The organism is Pseudomonas sp. ICBG1301 (assembly GCF_016918385.1).
In the GTDB taxonomy this organism is placed as follows: Bacteria; Pseudomonadota; Gammaproteobacteria; order Pseudomonadales; family Pseudomonadaceae; genus Aquipseudomonas; species Aquipseudomonas palleroniana.
This window is the reverse complement of the sequence record NZ_JAEKGB010000016.1, coordinates 1-16306: the sequence shown is the minus strand read 5'-3', so window position 1 is coordinate 16306 and position 16306 is coordinate 1. Positions and strand designations below refer to the sequence as shown.

15 protein-coding genes are annotated in these 16306 nt (G+C 60.9%); 5 read left to right on the top strand and 10 right to left on the bottom strand.

Features of this window, described 5'->3' with window-relative positions; translation table 11 throughout:
* Window positions 1–123: 123 nt before the first annotated feature.
* From pyk to gcl, 5 genes are all read right to left on the bottom strand, one after another.
* Window positions 124–1539, bottom strand: coding sequence for a pyruvate kinase (gene pyk, locus JBE38_RS26265; RefSeq protein ID WP_090365973.1), 1416 nt, complete (start codon window positions 1537–1539; stop codon window positions 124–126).
* Complete coding sequence (locus JBE38_RS26260; protein WP_205345475.1) at window positions 1529–2809, bottom strand: glycerate kinase type-2 family protein; 1281 nt, start codon at window positions 2807–2809, stop codon at window positions 1529–1531. The genes pyk and JBE38_RS26260 overlap by 11 nt, the downstream gene beginning before the upstream one ends.
* Window positions 2810–2988: 179 nt before the next feature.
* A complete protein-coding gene (locus JBE38_RS26255; protein ID WP_060754533.1) occupies window positions 2989–3879 on the bottom strand; it encodes a 2-hydroxy-3-oxopropionate reductase in 891 nt (296 codons plus the stop codon).
* Window positions 3880–3897: 18 nt separating this feature from the next.
* On the bottom strand, window positions 3898–4680 hold the full coding sequence (gene hyi, locus JBE38_RS26250) for a hydroxypyruvate isomerase (RefSeq protein ID WP_205345474.1): 783 nt from the start codon (window positions 4678–4680) through the stop codon (window positions 3898–3900).
* 10 nt (window positions 4681–4690) lie between these two features.
* Complete coding sequence (gcl, locus tag JBE38_RS26245) at window positions 4691–6466, bottom strand: glyoxylate carboligase (protein WP_090365967.1); 1776 nt, start codon at window positions 6464–6466, stop codon at window positions 4691–4693.
* A gap of 256 nt (window positions 6467–6722) precedes the next feature.
* Between gcl and JBE38_RS26240 the strand changes: the two genes are divergently transcribed.
* On the top strand, window positions 6723–7163 hold the full coding sequence (locus tag JBE38_RS26240) for a GlcG/HbpS family heme-binding protein (RefSeq protein ID WP_060754530.1): 441 nt from the start codon (window positions 6723–6725) through the stop codon (window positions 7161–7163).
* A gap of 104 nt (window positions 7164–7267) precedes the next feature.
* On the opposite strand, the gene JBE38_RS26235 is transcribed toward JBE38_RS26240, so the two are convergent.
* From JBE38_RS26235 to JBE38_RS26220, 4 genes are all read right to left on the bottom strand, one after another.
* Window positions 7268–7873, bottom strand: coding sequence for a TetR/AcrR family transcriptional regulator (locus JBE38_RS26235; RefSeq protein WP_060754529.1), 606 nt, complete (start codon window positions 7871–7873; stop codon window positions 7268–7270).
* A 63-nt stretch (window positions 7874–7936) separates the two neighbouring features.
* Window positions 7937–8098, bottom strand: coding sequence for a hypothetical protein (locus JBE38_RS26230; RefSeq protein WP_159438925.1), 162 nt, complete (start codon window positions 8096–8098; stop codon window positions 7937–7939).
* 33 nt (window positions 8099–8131) lie between these two features.
* Window positions 8132–8920, bottom strand: coding sequence for an MlaA family lipoprotein (locus tag JBE38_RS26225; protein WP_060754527.1), 789 nt, complete (start codon window positions 8918–8920; stop codon window positions 8132–8134).
* Entirely contained in the window at window positions 8913–10211 is a 1299-nt protein-coding gene (locus JBE38_RS26220) for a serine/threonine protein kinase (RefSeq protein ID WP_205345473.1), read from the bottom strand. Before JBE38_RS26220 ends, JBE38_RS26225 begins: the two co-directional genes overlap by 8 nt.
* Window positions 10212–10447: 236 nt before the next feature.
* On the opposite strand from JBE38_RS26220, the gene JBE38_RS26215 reads away from it, so the two are divergent.
* The gene (locus JBE38_RS26215) at window positions 10448–10816 is read left to right on the top strand and encodes a hypothetical protein (RefSeq protein ID WP_205345472.1); all 369 of its coding nucleotides are present in this window, start codon (window positions 10448–10450) and stop codon (window positions 10814–10816) included.
* Between the two features lie 98 nt (window positions 10817–10914).
* Here the strand turns inward: JBE38_RS26215 and JBE38_RS26210 are convergent, their stop codons facing one another.
* Window positions 10915–12468, bottom strand: a complete 1554-nt coding sequence (locus JBE38_RS26210) for a glycoside hydrolase family 17 protein (RefSeq protein WP_205345471.1) — start codon at window positions 12466–12468, stop codon at window positions 10915–10917.
* Between the two features lie 332 nt (window positions 12469–12800).
* On the opposite strand from JBE38_RS26210, the gene JBE38_RS26205 reads away from it, so the two are divergent.
* The 3 genes from JBE38_RS26205 (at window position 12801) to JBE38_RS26195 (ending at window position 15812) form a co-directional block, all read left to right on the top strand.
* The gene (locus JBE38_RS26205) at window positions 12801–13652 is read left to right on the top strand and encodes a glycine betaine ABC transporter substrate-binding protein (protein ID WP_205345470.1); all 852 of its coding nucleotides are present in this window, start codon (window positions 12801–12803) and stop codon (window positions 13650–13652) included.
* Window positions 13653–13845: 193 nt separating this feature from the next.
* Complete coding sequence (locus JBE38_RS26200) at window positions 13846–14157, top strand: DUF485 domain-containing protein (protein WP_003190001.1); 312 nt, start codon at window positions 13846–13848, stop codon at window positions 14155–14157.
* Window positions 14154–15812: a cation acetate symporter gene (locus tag JBE38_RS26195; protein WP_060754522.1), complete on the top strand. Its 1659-nt coding sequence runs from the start codon at window positions 14154–14156 to the stop codon at window positions 15810–15812. The genes JBE38_RS26200 and JBE38_RS26195 overlap by 4 nt, the downstream gene beginning before the upstream one ends.
* The last annotated feature ends 494 nt before the right edge of the window (window positions 15813–16306 follow it).

The window sequence follows — 16306 nt, the reverse complement described above, 5'->3', positions numbered from 1 at the left end:
GGATTGGGTTGCCCCCAATCGGGAGCAAGCCCCCTCCCACACTTGATGGTGTTCACAGCTTAAAATTTGTGAACGCATTCAGTTGTGGGAGGGGGCTTGCTCCCGATGAGGCCCTGACAGGCGCTAAATCAACGTCTCAATCCGCAAGGAATTGGTCGACCCCAACTGCCCAAACGGCACCCCCGCTGTAATGACCAACGTATCCCCACGCTGCGCCATTCCTTGGGCCTGGGCGATCTCCAATGCCGTGGAGCACACCTCATCCACCTGCCGCAGCCGGTCATTGACCACTGAATGCACGCCCCACGCCACGCTCAAACGCCGCGCCGTGGACAGGTTCGGCGTGAGGTTGAGAATCGGCGCCACCGGGCGTTCCCGCGCCGCACGCAGGCTGGAGTTGCCCGACTCGCTGTAGTTCACCAGCACCGCCACCGGCAGGATGCTGCTGATGCGCCGGATGGCGCAGCTGATCGCGTCGGACACCGTGGCCTGCGCCTTGGGTCGGTTGACGTCCAGTTGCGTCTGGTAGTCCGGGCCGTTTTCCACCTGGCGGATGATCTTGCTCATCATCTGCACGGCCTCCAGCGGGTAATCGCCCGAGGCGGTTTCCGCCGACAGCATCACCGCATCCGCCCCTTCAGCCACCGCATTGGCCACGTCGGTGACTTCGGCGCGCGTCGGCGCAGGCGAGAAGCGCATGGATTCGAGCATCTGCGTGGCCACCACCACCGGTTTACCCAACTGGCGACAGGTACGGATGATGTCTTTCTGAATGTGCGGCACGCTCTCGGCCGGCACTTCCACCCCCAGGTCGCCCCTGGCCACCATGATCGCGTCGCTCAATTCGGCGATTTCCGCCAGGCGCTGCACGGCCGACGGTTTTTCGATCTTGGCCATCAGGAACGCCTTGTCGCCGATCAGCTCGCGGGCTTCGCGGATGTCTTCCGGGCGTTGCACGAAGGACAGCGCCACCCAGTCCACGCCCAGCTCCAGGCCGAAGCTCAGGTCGCGGCGGTCCTTGGCGGTCAGCGGGCTGAGTTCCAGCAAGGCTTGTGGGACGTTCACGCCTTTGCGGTCGGACAACTCGCCACCATTGAGCACGGTCGTGTCGATGGCGTCGGCGTGCTTGGTGATGACCCGCAGGCGCAGCTTGCCGTCGTCCAGCAGCAGGTCCATGCCCGGCTCCAGCGCTGCGATGATTTCCGGGTGAGGCAGGTTGACCCGGCATTGGTCGCCCGGCGTCGGGTCCAGGTCCAGGCGCAGGGCCTGGCCGCGCACCAGTTGCACCTTGCCCTCGGCAAAACGTCCGACCCGCAACTTTGGCCCCTGCAGGTCCATGAGAATGCCCAGCGGGTAATTCAACTGGCGCTCCACCTGGCGAATCCACTGGTAACGTTGGGCATGATCGGCGTGCTCACCATGGCTGAAGTTGAGGCGGAAGATGTTCACTCCGGCTTCCACCAGTTCGCGGATATCGTCGATACCGTCGGTAGCCGGCCCCAGGGTGGCGAGGATTTTGACCTTCTTGTCAGGCGTCATGGTGGGCAGTCTCAAGGATCAGGATGGCGCGCAAGTCATTGACGTTGGTACGGGTCGGCTCGGTGACGAGCAGACCGTCGAGCGCGGCGAAATAGCCGTAGCCGTTGTTGTTGTCCAGCTCGTCGCTGGCCGACAGGCCCAGGGCTTCGGCGCGGGCGTAGCTGGTGGGGGTCATGATCGCGCCGGCATTGTCTTCCGAGCCGTCGATGCCATCCGTGTCGCCGGCCAGGGCGTACACGCCGGGCAGGCCCTTGAGGCTGTCGGTGAGGCTCAGCAGGAATTCGGCATTGCGCCCGCCACGGCCATTGCCGCGCACGGTGACGGTGGTTTCACCGCCGGAGAGGATCACGCACGGCGCGGCCAACGGCTGGCCATGTTGCACGATCTGCCGGGCGATACCGGCGTGTACCTTGGCCACGTCGCGGGCTTCGCCTTCCAGGTCACCGAGGATCAGCGGGCTGAACCCCGCTTGGCGAACTTTGACCGCCACGGCTTCGAGGGATTGCTGGGGGCGTGCGATCAATTGGAAGTGGCTACGCGCGAGCACCGGGTCGCCGGGTTTGACGGTTTCCGAGGCCGGGTCCTGCAACCAGTTGCGCACCGACGCGGGGGCGTCGATGCCGTAGCGCTTGAGGATCGCCAGGGCCTGTTGCGACGTGCTGGGGTCACCCACCGTGGGGCCGGAGGCGATCACCGTGGCCTGGTCACCGGGCACATCGGAAATCGCATAGGTGTAGACCGTCGCGGGCCAGGCCGCTTTCGCCAATCGGCCGCCTTTGATGGCTGAGAGGTGCTTGCGTACGCAATTCATCTCGCCAATGGTGGCGCCGGATTTGAGCAGGGCTTTGTTGATGGCTTGCTTGTCGGCTAGGGTGATGCCTTCGGCGGGCAGGGCGAGCAAGGCAGAGCCGCCGCCGGAGAGCAGGAAGATCACCCGATCGTCTTCGCCCAGGTCGCTGATCAGCCCCAGCACACGCTGTGCCACGGCCAGGCCCGCTGCATCGGGCACGGGGTGGGCGGCTTCGACCACTTCGATTTTCTTGCACGGCGCGCCGTGGCCGTAGCGGGTGACCACAAGGCCGGTGACTTCGCCCTGCCAGCAGTTCTCGACGACCAAGGCCATGGCTGCCGCGGCTTTGCCGGCGCCGATCACGATCACCCGGCCGCTGCGGTCGGCGGGCAGATAAGGTTCCAGGACTTGCCGGGGGTGGGCGGCCTCGATGGCTGTGGCAAACAGCTCGCGAAGCAGGTGTTGCGGATCGACCGACATAAGCGGGCTCCCGGGAATTTTTGTTATTAGAGGTGCAACCATTTCAAGCTTGAAATGCAATCAATCTGTGGGAGGGGGCTTGCTCCCGATAGCGGTGTGTCATTCACCGCTTTGCTGACTGATCCACCGCTATCGGGAGCAAGCCCCCTCCCACAATCGATCGCATTCCAGGTCAGGATTTACTGATCGCGAATCGAGAAATTCGCCATATGCTCCAGGCCCTTGATCAGCGCCGAATGGTCCCAGTTACCGCCACCGATTGCGGCGCACGTACTGAATACCTGTTGGGTGCCGGCGGTGTTCGGCAGGTTGATCCCCAGCTCTTTGGCACCCGCCAGGGCCAGGTTCAGGTCCTTCTGGTGCAGGTTGATACGGAAACCAGGATCGAAGGTACCCTTGATCATGCGTTCGCCATGCACTTCCAGGATCTTCGACGAGGCAAAGCCGCCCATCAGCGCTTCACGCACCTTGGCCGGATCGGCGCCGTTTTTCGACGCGAACAACAGCGCTTCGGCCACGGCTTGGATGTTCAGCGCGACGATGATCTGGTTGGCGACCTTGGCTGTCTGGCCATCGCCATTGCCGCCCACCAGGGTGATGTTCTTGCCCATGCTCTGGAACAACGGCAGTGCGCGTTCAAACGTCTGCGGCTCGCCGCCGACCATGATGCTCAGGGTGCCGGCTTTTGCGCCGACTTCACCACCGGACACCGGCGCATCCAGGTATTGCGCGCCAGTCTCGTTGATCTTCGCGGCGAAGGCTTTGGTCGCGGTAGGGGAGATCGAACTCATGTCGATCACCACTTTGTTCGGTGACAAGCCTGCGGCGACGCCGTCTTTGCGAAACAGGACGTCATCGACCTGCGGGGTGTCGGGCACCATCACGATGATGAACTCGGCTTCCTGGGCAACCTGCTGCGGGTTGGCCAACGCCACGGCGCCGGCTGCGATCAACTCGGCCGGGGCCTTGCCGTGGTGTTCGGAAAGAAACAGTTGGTGCCCGGCTTTCTGCAGGTTGGCGGCCATGGGTTGGCCCATGATGCCGGTGCCGATAAATCCGATCTTAGCCATGAAGCAATCCTCTTTTTATTAGATGGCGTTGTGGGTTTTCAACCAGCCCAAACCCGCTTCGGTGGTGGTCAGCGGCTTGTATTCGCAGCCGACCCAGCCCGTGTAACCGATGCGGTCCAAGTGTTCGAACAGGAAGCGGTAGTTGATCTCCCCCGTGCCCGGCTCATTGCGCCCGGGGTTATCCGCCAGCTGGATGTGATTGATCGCTTGCAGATGCGCCGCGATGGTTCGGGCCAGGTCGCCTTCCATGATTTGCATGTGGTAGATGTCGTATTGCAGGAACAGATTGTCACTGCCCACTTGCTCGCGGATCGACAGGGCCTGGGCGGTGTTGTTCAGGTAGAAGCCTGGGATGTCGCGGGTATTGATCATCTCCATCACCAGCTTGATGCCGGCCGCTTGCAGCTTGTCGGCGGCATACTTGAGGTTGGCGACGAAGGTGGTTTCCAGGGTTTGATCATCTACCCCGGCAGGCCGGATGCCCGCCAGGCAGTTGATTTGGGCATTGCCCAGCACCTGGGCGTAGGCGATGGCCAGCTTGACCCCGGCGCGGAATTCCTCGACCCGGTCCGGATGACAGGCCAGGCCGCGCTCGCCCTTGGCCCAGTCACCGGCCGGCAGGTTGAACAGCACTTGCGTCAGGCCATGGGCGTCGAGTTGCGCCTTGATTTCGGCCGAGCTGAACTCGTACGGAAACAGATACTCGACCCCCTGGAAACCGGCGTCGGCGGCCGCTTTGAAGCGGGCAAGAAAGTCCTGCTCGGTAAACAGCATGGACAGGTTGGCGGCAAAACGCGGCATAAGGTTCTCCTTAATCGAGCAGGGAAATGGCGGTCGGCGCATCGTTGCCGACCAGGGCCAGATCTTCGAATTCGTTGACGGCGTTGATCTCGGTGCCCATGGAAATATTGGTCACCCGCTCCAGAATAATCTCAACGATCACCGGCACCTTGAATTCTTCGATCATTTGCTCGGCCTGGCGCAACGCCGGCGCGATCTGGCTGGGTTCGAACACACGCAGTGCCTTGCAACCCAGGCCCTCGGCGACAGCTACGTGGTCGACGCCATAGCCGTTGAGTTCGGGCGCGTTGAGGTTGTCGAAAGACAACTGCACGCAGTAGTCCATTTCAAAACCGCGCTGGGCCTGGCGGATCAAGCCGAGGTAGGAGTTGTTCACCACCACGTGGATGTACGGCAGCTTGAACTGCGCGCCCACCGCCAACTCTTCGATCATGAACTGGAAGTCATAGTCGCCCGACAGCGCCACGACCTTGCGGCTAGGGTCCGCCTTGACCACGCCGAGCGCGGCCGGGATGGTCCAGCCCAAGGGGCCGGCCTGACCGCAGTTGATCCAGTGGCGGGGTTTGTAGACGTGCAGGAATTGCGCGCCGGCAATCTGCGACAGGCCGATGGTACTGACGTAGCAGGTGTCTTTGCCGAACACCTGGTTCATTTCTTCGTACACCCGCTGCGGCTTGACCGGCACGTTGTCGAAGTGGGTCTTGCGCTGCAGGGTGGCTTTGCGCTGCTGGCAGTCATGCAACCAGGCGCTGCGGTCCTTGAGCTTGCCGGCGGCTTTCCACTCGCGCGCCACTTCAATGAACATCGTCAGTGCGCTGCCCGCGTCGGAGACGATGCCCAGATCCGGGGTGAACACGCGGCCGATCTGCGTCGGTTCGATGTCGACGTGAATGAACCGGCGGCCCTCGGTGTAGACATCCACCGAACCGGTATGACGGTTGGCCCAGCGGTTGCCGATGCCCAGCACCACGTCCGACTTGAGCAGGGTGGCGTTGCCATAACGGTGCGAGGTTTGCAGACCGACCATGCCGACCATCAGCGGGTGGTCATCGGCAATGGTGCCCCAGCCCATCAGGGTAGGGATGACGGGAATACCCGTCAGCTCGGCGAACTCCACCAGCAGTTCGCTGGCGTCGGCGTTGATCACGCCGCCGCCGCTGACCAGCAGTGGACGTTCGGCCTGGTCCAGCAGTGCCAAGGCTTTCTCCACTTGCACGCGGGTGGCCAAGGGTTTGGCCAGGGGCAATGGCTGGTAGGCGTCGATGTCGAATTCGATCTCGGCCATCTGCACGTCGAACGGCAGGTCGATCAGTACCGGGCCGGGGCGGCCGGAGCGCATTTCATAAAAGGCTTTCTGGAACGCATAGGGCACTTGGCCGGGCTCCAGCACGGTGGTAGCCCACTTGGTCACCGGCTTGACGATGCTGGTGATGTCGACGGCCTGGAAGTCTTCCTTGTGCAGGCGGGCGCGGGGTGCCTGGCCGGTGATGCAGAGAATGGGGATCGAGTCGGCCGAGGCGCTGTACAGGCCGGTGACCATGTCGGTACCCGCCGGCCCCGATGTGCCGATGCACACGCCGATATTCCCGGCCTTGGTGCGGGTGTAGCCCTCGGCCATGTGCGAGGCACCTTCAACGTGGCGAGCGAGGACGTGATCGATGCCACCGACCTTCTGCAAGGCCGAATACAACGGGTTGATCGCAGCACCCGGGATACCAAAGGCGGTGTTGACGCCTTCACGACGCATCACCAGAACGGCGGCTTCGATTGCTCTCATTTTGCTCATGGTTTTGGTGCCTCTTGCGTTTTGTAATTGTATACAAGTGGTGAGTGGTCAAAGTGTATTCACGGCGAGCAGCGCAGGTCAATGCATTTCATGAACCAGCCCTTACGCTCGTCGGAAGGGGTTTTTCCGACATGTGGAGACTTTGTCTGCAAATATTGTATACAAAAAATTATTTCATTGTGTTCTATTTGTTTGATCGAGCATCTGATCAAGCAGACCTCCACCGTATTTCCAATAACAAAAGAAGGACGGCACCATGAGCGCTTTAACCTTGAAACTCGCCACCCAATTGGCCGGGCAGGCCCTTACCGCAGGCCGCACGATTTCGGCTGCTCCGCTGACCATTGCGGTGCTCGACAGCGGCGGGCACTTGATCACATTGCAGCGCGAAGACGGCGCCAGCCTGCTGCGCCCGCAGATCGCCATCGGCAAGGCTTGGGGGGCGATTGCACTGGGCAAGGGGTCTCGCTTGTTGGCACTGGACGCCCAGCAGCGCCCGGCGTTTATTGCGGCATTGAACAGCCTGGGGCAGGGCAGCGTGGTGCCCGCGCCGGGTGGCGTGTTGATTCGGGATCAGGCAGGGCTGGTGCTGGGGGCGATCGGGATCAGTGGGGATACGTCGGATATTGACGAGCAGTGTGCGATCACGGCGATCGAGGGGCTGGGGTTGTGGGCGGACGCGGGCGTGTCAGCCTGACTTGAGGGCCCCATCGGGAGCAAGCCCCTCCCACATTTAACTGTGAGCACAGTAAAAATTGTGGGAGGGGGCTTGCTCCCGACGGGCACAGGCCACTCGGTGTATCAGTCCAGCTCACAGCCTTTGAGCACTAACCGGATAATCGTCTGCGCCGCTGCCTCATAATCGGCTTCATCCAGCTTGGCCTTGCCGGTCACTGCCGAGATCTGCCAGTCGAAGTCCGCATAGGTCTGCGTCGCCGCCCAGATGCTGAACATCAGGTGATGGGGGTCGATGGCTGCGATCAGGCCGCGTTCCACCCAGCTCTGGATGCAATCGATATTGTGCTTGGCCTGGGCATTAAGCTGCTCGACCTGGTCGGCACTGAGGTGCGGCGCGCCGTGCATGATTTCGCTGGCGAACACTTTGGAGGCAAAGGGCAGGTCGCGGGAGATGCGGATTTTCGAGCGGATGTAATTGCTCAACACTTCCTTGGGGGCACCCTGCGGGTTGAACGGCGTGGAAGCGGCCAGGATCGGCTCGATAATGCTTTCGAGCACCTCGCGGTAGAGGTTGTCCTTGGACTTGAAGTAGTAATAGACGTTGGGCTTGGGCAGCCCGGCCTTGGCGGCGATGTCACTGGTTTTGGTCGCGGCGAAGCCTTTGTCGGCGAACTCCTCGCTGGCCGCCCGCAGGATCTTTTCTTTGTTGCGCTCGCGAATGCTGCTCATAAACCAGTTGATTCCTTGCCAAGACAGGCGGTCGGGCATGGTAGCACCGGCCTTGCGCGACGCTCAAGAATCCTTGCGCAGCCCTGCGGCGCGGGTGTTACGACTGAAATAGTCAGTCTTGATGCTGAGCCCATGCGCATTCGCTTGGGCTGTTGGCGTGTCGTTGGGTTTGGCGCCGGTGAGTCGAAAAATCTGGTTTATCTCAGCCGCAATAAAAAAGGCCATTCAATGCAATGGCCTCTTTTTTTGGGGGGGCGTTTATTCGGCAATCTGCAACTTGCGCGATTCCGTATAGATGTACCGCACCTTCTCGTATTCGAACGGCGAGTTCATCTGCCCATAACGGAAGCTGGTCTGGTAACGCTTGTCGACTGCGCGCAGGGCCCAGATTTCCGGGTGGTTTTCGCTGACCTTGGACACGTTGAGGAAGTTGACCTCGGTTTCGGCGCCGTAGTCGACGATCAGACCGGTGGTGTCGCGCAGGTTCGATGGGCCGAAGATCGGCAGTACCAGGTACGCGCCGCCGGGCACGCCGTAGAAGCCCAGGGTCTGGCCGAAGTCTTCGCTCTGGCGTGGCAGGCCCATGGCGGTGGCCGGGTCCCAGAGGCCGGCGATGCCGATGGTGGTGTTGAGCAGCAGGCGCCCGGTGGTTTCCAGGGAGCGGTGGCCCTTGAGCTGCAGCAGGCTGTTCAACAGGTTGGGCACGTCGCCCAGGTTGTTGAAGAAGTTGCTCACGCCGGTACGCAGGAAGCGTGGAGTGATGTAGGTATAACCGTCGACCACGGGCAGGAACACCCATTGGTCAAACCGGTAGTTGAAGTGGTAGACGCGGCGGTTCCACGATTCCAGCGGGTCGTAGACGTTGAGCGCGGTCAGCGAGGAACGTTCGAACTCACGCTGGTCCAGGCCGGGGTTGAACTTGAGCTTGGACAGCGGCTCCTTGAAGCCATCGGAGTCAACCTTGATCGGCTCGTGGGCCTTGCTGTTGTCGGCGTTGGCCACGCCCGCGCACATCAAGGCGGCGAGCAGCAAAAGATATTTAGCCACGGAAGAACTCCAGCATGGCGTCGGAGTTGACGCGGTAATTGAGGTTGCCGCAGTGGCCGCCCAGCGGGTAGACGGTCAAGCGATCGCCGAAGGTTTGACGCAGGAAACCGAGGTCGCCAGGGCCGAGGATCACGTCGTCGGCGTTGTGCATGACCGCGATTTTCGGGCTGCTGTGCAGGTAGTCCTTGAGGGCGTAAAGGCTGACCTGGTCGACCAGTTGCAACAGGCTGCCGCCGTCGGTGCGCGCGCGCCACATCGGGATGACCTGCTGGGTCAGGTAGCAATCGAAGTCGCATTGCAGCGCACGCCTGAGGAAGGGCGTGAGGCTGGTGCCTTCGCTGATGGGGTATTTCGGCGGGGTGATCAGGCCGCGACGGTTGATCAGGTCCGAAGTGAACGCAATGTCGGCCGCCGAGAAACGGAACGAGGTGCCGATCAGCATGGCCATCTGTTCGTTGGTCAGGTGTTGCTTGGATTGCTGGAAGTCATAGAGCAGGGCGTCGTTGAGGTCGATGTAGCCCTTCTGCTGGAAGTAGCGGGTCAGCTTGCCCAGCACCAGCTCATAGAAGGTGGTGGTGTTGTTGATGCCCTTCACCTCGGTCTGTACCAGTTTGTCGAGGTTGGTGATCGAGGTGTAGAGGTTGACCGGCGGGTTGAGCAACAGCACTTTCTTGAAGTTGAAGCTGCGCCGGGTTTCGTCGAGTTTGCTGACGAATGCGGCGTCCAGCGCGCCCAGGCTGTAGCCGGACAGGTAGTAGTCAGTGACGGGCAGCGACGCATTCTGTGCGCGCACCGCTTGCATCACCCGGTACATGTCTTCGGCGTCTTCCTGGGTGATGCCCGGGGTGGCGAAGCGCGAGGCGGCCGCGATGAAGTCGAAGCTGGTGGGCGAGGAGAGCTGCACCACGTGGTAGCCGGCCTGGTAGTAGAGCTTTTTCAGGTATTCGTTGAGGCTGCTGTCATACCGTGCGCCGGTGCCGGCAATCAGGAAGATCAGCGGCGCGGCGCGGTCTTGCTTGGCGATACGGTAGGTGAGCTTCTTGACGGCCCAGAAGTTGTCCGGGAGGCTGAACTCACGCTCCGGGCGCATGGTCAGGCTGTAGTCGGACTGGTTGATCTCATCGTTGCTCGGCAGCTTTGGCCGCAGGTCGGGCGGTGTCGTCGCGATGGTCGCTTCAAACGGGTTGGTCAAAGGGTAGCCATAGGTGGCTTGGTCGATATCGACCGCCAGTGCTGACGCACTCAAAAATAGGCTGCCCAACAGGGCCGCACAGCGCAAGGAACGGAGCATGACTTAATCCCTAAGAGGAAACGTGCTGAATGAAGATCGCAGGCTATGACCACCGCCCTGTCGCCGAAGTGCCATCACACGGCACGAAATATCGGAAAATAACGTAGGAATCGGGGGTGTAGCAGCCAGACGATACACTTTGCCAGGCCCTGCTGAACACTAATTGTATGTTTGTACCTTGCCAATGGGCGTCGGAGCATTAAGCTGGGCGCCGTTTTTGTCTATCGGAGTGCCCCATGTCTCGTCGTTTGCCGCTGATCCTGCTGCTTATTGCCCTGCCGTTATGGTTGGCCGCCAGTTATGGCGCTCGCTACGGTTTCATGGAGGATGGCCGGTGGGTGGGTATTTGCGTCGATGAAGCCAGCCGCTGGGAATGCCAGTTGCGCTCCAACCTGGGGTTGATGATTCACTTCAAGGTGCTGGGTTGGGCGGCGTTGGTGGCGTCGGTGCTGGCGTTCTTTGTGCCGGGTCGCGCGGGGTGGGGGCTGGCGGTGTTGGGGATGGTGTTCGGGTTACCGGCGTTGGCGTTGTACAACACGACGTTTGCGGTATTTGCGGTGGTGATTGCCGGGCTGCGGTTGGTCCGCAAGCCGCGCGGTATTTGATAGGACCTTATCGGGAGCAAGCCCCCTCCCACAGTTGAACGCATTTGCCTGAGGCAATGAAGTCCACTGTGGGAGGGGGCTTGCTCCCGATAGCGGTTTCAGACCTTGCGCACCCGCAAGCAACGCCACAAAGCTGCAACCATCAGCACGCTGATCACCGCCCAACCCCAAGCCTGCTGGTTCAACACCCCTTCGCGGTACAGCTGCGGCGCAATGCCGGCTCCGATGATGAAGGCCAGCAGGGCAATCTCCCGGCGCGGCCCGGTCACCGGGCGTACCAGATACACCAGGGCCGGCAGCACCAGCGCCGCGCTCGGAAAGCTGCGATAACGCGGATCGAACACCAGCGCCAGCATCATCACCGCCCCTGCAAACCCGGCGATTGCGATCAGCCAGCCGGCACGCTGCTCAAGCCAGTGGAAGGCTCGCCCGCGCCAGCCCTGACGGGCGCTGAGGGCGAGGGCGGCGTGGGCCAGCACCAGCAGGTTCAACACCACCAGCAAGCCTGCCCATACCCATTCATCATTGAAGCGTGCGGTCACGCGGGTCAGTTCCGCCCAGGTGCCGATGGAGCAGGCTGCGACGGCACCGAGCAATGGCAGCACCAGGGCGCTGCGAGGGCTGCGAACGCGCCCGCCCAGCGTCAGGCTGCCCAGCAGGATGAGGCCACCTACGCCGAGCCACAGCGGCCAGTACGGCACATTGCTCACCGGGCCGGCGAGGATGCCTTTGTCCTGGCGATCGGCATCGAACAAGCCCCAGTAGCCCCCGACGGCGCCTTCACTGGCGCGTTTCCACGGCTGGTCGAAGGCTTCGATCAAGTTGTAGCGCCAGCCATTGGCTTCGGCCATGGCCACGAAACCGCGCATGAACCTGGCTTCGTTGACCCGGCTCGGCACAGCCGTTTCGCGCTGGCGGCCTTCGCTGGGCCAGCCGGTTTCGCCGATCAGTACATCTTTAGGGGCGAACTTGTTGCCGAAGGTCTGGCGTACATCACCGACATGCTTGAGAGCCTGGTCGATGCCGGAAGGATCATCTTCCCAGTACGGCAGCAGGTGAATGGTCAGGAAGTCCACTGCCGGGGCGATTTCCGGGTGTTTCAGCCAGAATTCCCAGACGTCGGCATAGGTGACCGGCTGCTTGATCTGGCTTTTGACTTTATGGATCAGCGTGACCAGTTGCCTGGCCGTGACTTCCTTGCGCAACAAGGCCTCGTTGCCGACGATCACCGAGGTGATCACGTCGGGGTTGGCGTTGGCGGCTGCAATCAGTTCGTCGACTTCTTTTTCAGTCGCAATCGGGTCACTGCTGACCCAGGCGCCGGCCATTAACTTCAGCCCGTGTTTACGCGCCATGTCCGGCAACGCTTCCAGGCCGGACATCGTGTAGGTGCGGATGCATTCAAAGCGCGTGGCCAGCAGCGCAAGGTCGGCATCCATGCGCTCGGGGCGCAGCTTGAATGGCTGGTCAAAGGGCGATTGGTCTTTATCGAAGGGCGTGTAGGACGCGCACTGCATCTTGTGTGTGGCGCTGGCGACGTCCGGCAGCACCACGGGCCGGCCGATGCCGTACCAATAGCCGACGATGGCAAGCAAGCCGAGGAACAAAGCGAAAAAGTAGGGCAGGGCAGGAAAGCGGGCAGTCGCGGGCATGGTCAGCTTATCTGGGGAGCAAAGGCGCGCATCTTACCCCGATTTAGCCCGTTTCAGTGGGCTGCATGATTTTGACATGCAAAGTTCGGGCGGGATTTTGACGCCAGGTAAGACAAAGCGTCCTACTGGCTATGTGATGTCGTTTCTTGCTCGTACAAGGTCGCTGACAGAGCAGGTCGAACACCCCGGCAGGTTGATTATCGCAAGGTCAGCACTCCACTGATGCCGCAACATCCGGATCGATGCGCGTGAAGGGCGCGCGGCGCACCCTAAAACAACACAGGTTGATGTCGCCCGGCATCCGTCGGGCGCAGCACTTTCGGGGAAGTATTATGAAGATGCGACGACTCTTGGGCGCAGCTGCCACTCTGGTAGTTGCGATGAGCTCCACACTGGCCAGCGCCGACAGCAAAACCCTGAGCATCGGCTATGTGGACGGTTGGTCCGACAGCGTTGCCACTACCTATGTGGCGGCAGAGGTGATCAAGGAAAAACTCGGTTACGACGTGAAACTGCAAGCCGTCGCCACCGGGATCATGTGGCAGGGCGTCGCCACCGGCAAGCTCGACGCCATGCTCTCCGCGTGGCTGCCTGTGACCCACGGTGAGTATTGGGCCAAGAACAAAGACAAGGTGGTCGACTACGGCCCCAACTTCAAGGATGCGAAGATCGGCCTGATCGTGCCGGAGTACGTCAAGGCCAAATCCATCGAAGACCTCAAGACTGATACGACCTTCAAGAACAAGATCGTCGGCATCGATGCCGGTTCAGGCGTGATGCTCAAGACCGACGAAGCCATCAAACAATACGGTCTGGACTATAAGCTGCAAGCCAGCTCGGGCGCGGCGATGATCGCCGAACTGACCCGTGCCGAAGACAAGCAGGAATCCATTGCCGTCACCGGTTGGGTGCCGCACTGGATGTTCGCCAAATGGAAACTGCGCTTCCTGGACGATCCAAAGGGCGTTTATGGCGCTGCTGAAACCGTCAACAGCATCGGCAGCAAGGGCCTGGAGAAGAAAGCGCCGGAAGTCGCGGCCTTCCTGAAGAAATTCCAGTGGGCCTCCAAGGACGAAATCGGCGAAGTCATGCTGGCGATCCAGGAGGGTGCCAAGCCTGATGCCGCGGCCAAGGATTGGGTGGCCAAGCACCCTGAGCGCGTCGCTGAGTGGACCGCTAAGTAATATTCTCTGATTTAACCTTGTGGGAGGGCGCTTGCCCTTTCCCACAGGGGTATCCCCCTCTGCAAATCCTCCTGCACCCTCGAAAACCCTCGCTACACTCCCTCTAATACTAAGGTCGTCTGGAACCTGTTCCAGAGCCGCATACAGTGGATACGTTCCAATAATAAAAAGCTGTGCTGCGAGGATAAAAACAATGAACGACAGCATTTACCTCTCGATTCAAAACAGCCCGCGTTTCAAGGAGCTGGTGAGAAAAAGGGAAAGATTCGCCTGGATTCTCTCGGCGATCATGCTTGGGCTTTACTCCGCTTTCATCCTGTTGATTGCCTATGGACCACAAGTGCTGGGCGCCAAGATCAGTCCTGGCTCCTCGATTACGTGGGGCATTCCCCTGGGCGTTGGATTGATTGTGTCCGCTTTCATCCTGACCGGCATTTATGTGCGCCGGGCCAATGGCGAATTTGACGACCTGAACAATGCGATTCTCAAGGAGGCTGCGCAATGATCCGGCGTCTATTGGCAGTATTCGGCGCTTCGCTGTTGGCTCCAGCTGTTTGGGCAGCGGATGCATTGACCGGCGAAGTGCACAAACAACCGCTGAACATCTCGGCGATCGTGATGTTTATCGCCTTTGTCGGCGCGACCCTGTGCATCACTTACTGGGCGTCCAAGCGCAACAAGTCGGCGGCCGACTACTATGCGGCCGGCGGCAAGATCACCGGGTTCCAGAATGGCCTGGCGATTGCCGGTGACTACATGTCGGCAGCGTCCTTCCTGGGCATTTCCGCACTGGTCTACGCCTCGGGTTATGACGGGTTGATCTACTCGATCGGCTTCCTCGTGGGCTGGCCGATCATCCTGTTCCTGATCGCCGAGCGCTTGCGTAACCTGGGCAAGTACACCTTTGCCGACGTGGCGTCCTATCGCCTGGGCCAAACCCAGATCCGCAGCCTGTCGGCCTGCGGCTCGCTGGTGGTGGTCGCGTTCTACCTGATCGCGCAGATGGTGGGTGCGGGCAAGTTGATCCAGTTGCTGTTCGGCCTGGATTACCACGTTGCGGTGATCCTGGTGGGTATCCTGATGTGCCTGTATGTGCTGTTCGGCGGCATGCTGGCGACCACTTGGGTGCAGATCATCAAGGCGGTGCTGTTGCTGTCCGGTGCCTCGTTCATGGCGCTGATGGTGATGAAGCACGTCAACTTCGACTTCAATACGTTGTTCTCCGAGGCGATCAAGGTCCACCCTAAAGGTGAAGCGATCATGAGCCCCGGCGGCCTGGTCAAAGACCCGATCTCCGCCTTCTCCCTTGGCCTGGCCCTGATGTTCGGGACCGCCGGCCTGCCGCATATCCTGATGCGCTTCTTCACCGTCAGCGACGCGAAGGAAGCGCGTAAGAGCGTGCTGTATGCCACGGGCTTCATCGGCTACTTCTATATCCTGACCTTTATCATCGGCTTCGGCGCGATCCTGCTGGTCAGCACCAACCCGGCGTTCAAGGATGCGGCAGGCGCCTTGTTGGGTGGCAATAACATGGCGGCGGTGCACCTGGCCAATGCGGTGGGTGGCAGTATCTTCCTGGGCTTCATCTCGGCCGTGGCTTTCGCCACCATCCTGGCGGTGGTTGCCGGCCTGACCCTGGCCGGTGCGTCTGCGGTGTCACACGACCTGTATGCCAGCGTGATCAGGAAGGGCAAGGCCAACGAGAAAGATGAGATTCGCGTGTCGAAGATCACCACCGTGGCCTTGGGTGTCTTGGCGATCGGCCTGGGTATTCTGTTCGAAAGCCAGAACATTGCGTTCATGGTCGGCCTGGCGTTCTCGATTGCTGCCAGCTGTAACTTCCCGGTACTGCTGCTTTCCATGTACTGGAAAAAGCTCACGACCCGTGGCGCGATGATCGGCGGCTGGCTGGGACTGGTCAGTGCTGTCGGCCTGATGATTCTCGGCCCGACCATCTGGGTCTCGATCCTGCACCATGAAAAAGCTATCTTCCCGTATGAATACCCGGCGCTGTTCTCGATGATCATTGCGTTCATCGGCATCTGGTTCTTCTCCATCACCGACAAGTCGGCGGCGGCAGAGAAGGAGCGTGCGCTGTTCTTCCCGCAGTTTGTGCGTTCGCAGACTGGCCTGGGGGCGAGCGGGGCGGTCAATCACTAAGGTTGGCGCTGGATAAGAATGCCCCGGTCGAAAGGCCGGGGCATTTTTTTGGCCTGGCGTTTGATCGTTCCCACGCTCTGCGTGGGAATGCCTCTTGTGACGCTTTGCGTCACGCCTTGGGACGCAGAGCGCCCCGGTATGCATTCCCACGCGGAGCGTGGGAACGATCGGCTTGGTTGCGATTTTCCAGCTTCGTAATATCACGCGACTGGTTTTGATCGTTCCCACGCTCTGCGTGGGAATGCCTCTTGTGACGCTCCGCGTCACGCCTTGGGACGCAGAGCGCCCCGGTATGCATTCCCACGCGGAGCGTGGGAACGATCGGCTTGGTTGCGATTTTCCAGCTTCGGAATGTCACGCGACTGGTTTTGATCGTTCCCACGCTCTGCGTGGGAATGCCTCTTGTGACGCTTTGCGTCACGCCTTGGGACGCAGAGCGCCCCGGTATGCATTCCCACGCGGAGCGTGGGAACGATCGGCTTGGTTGCGATTTT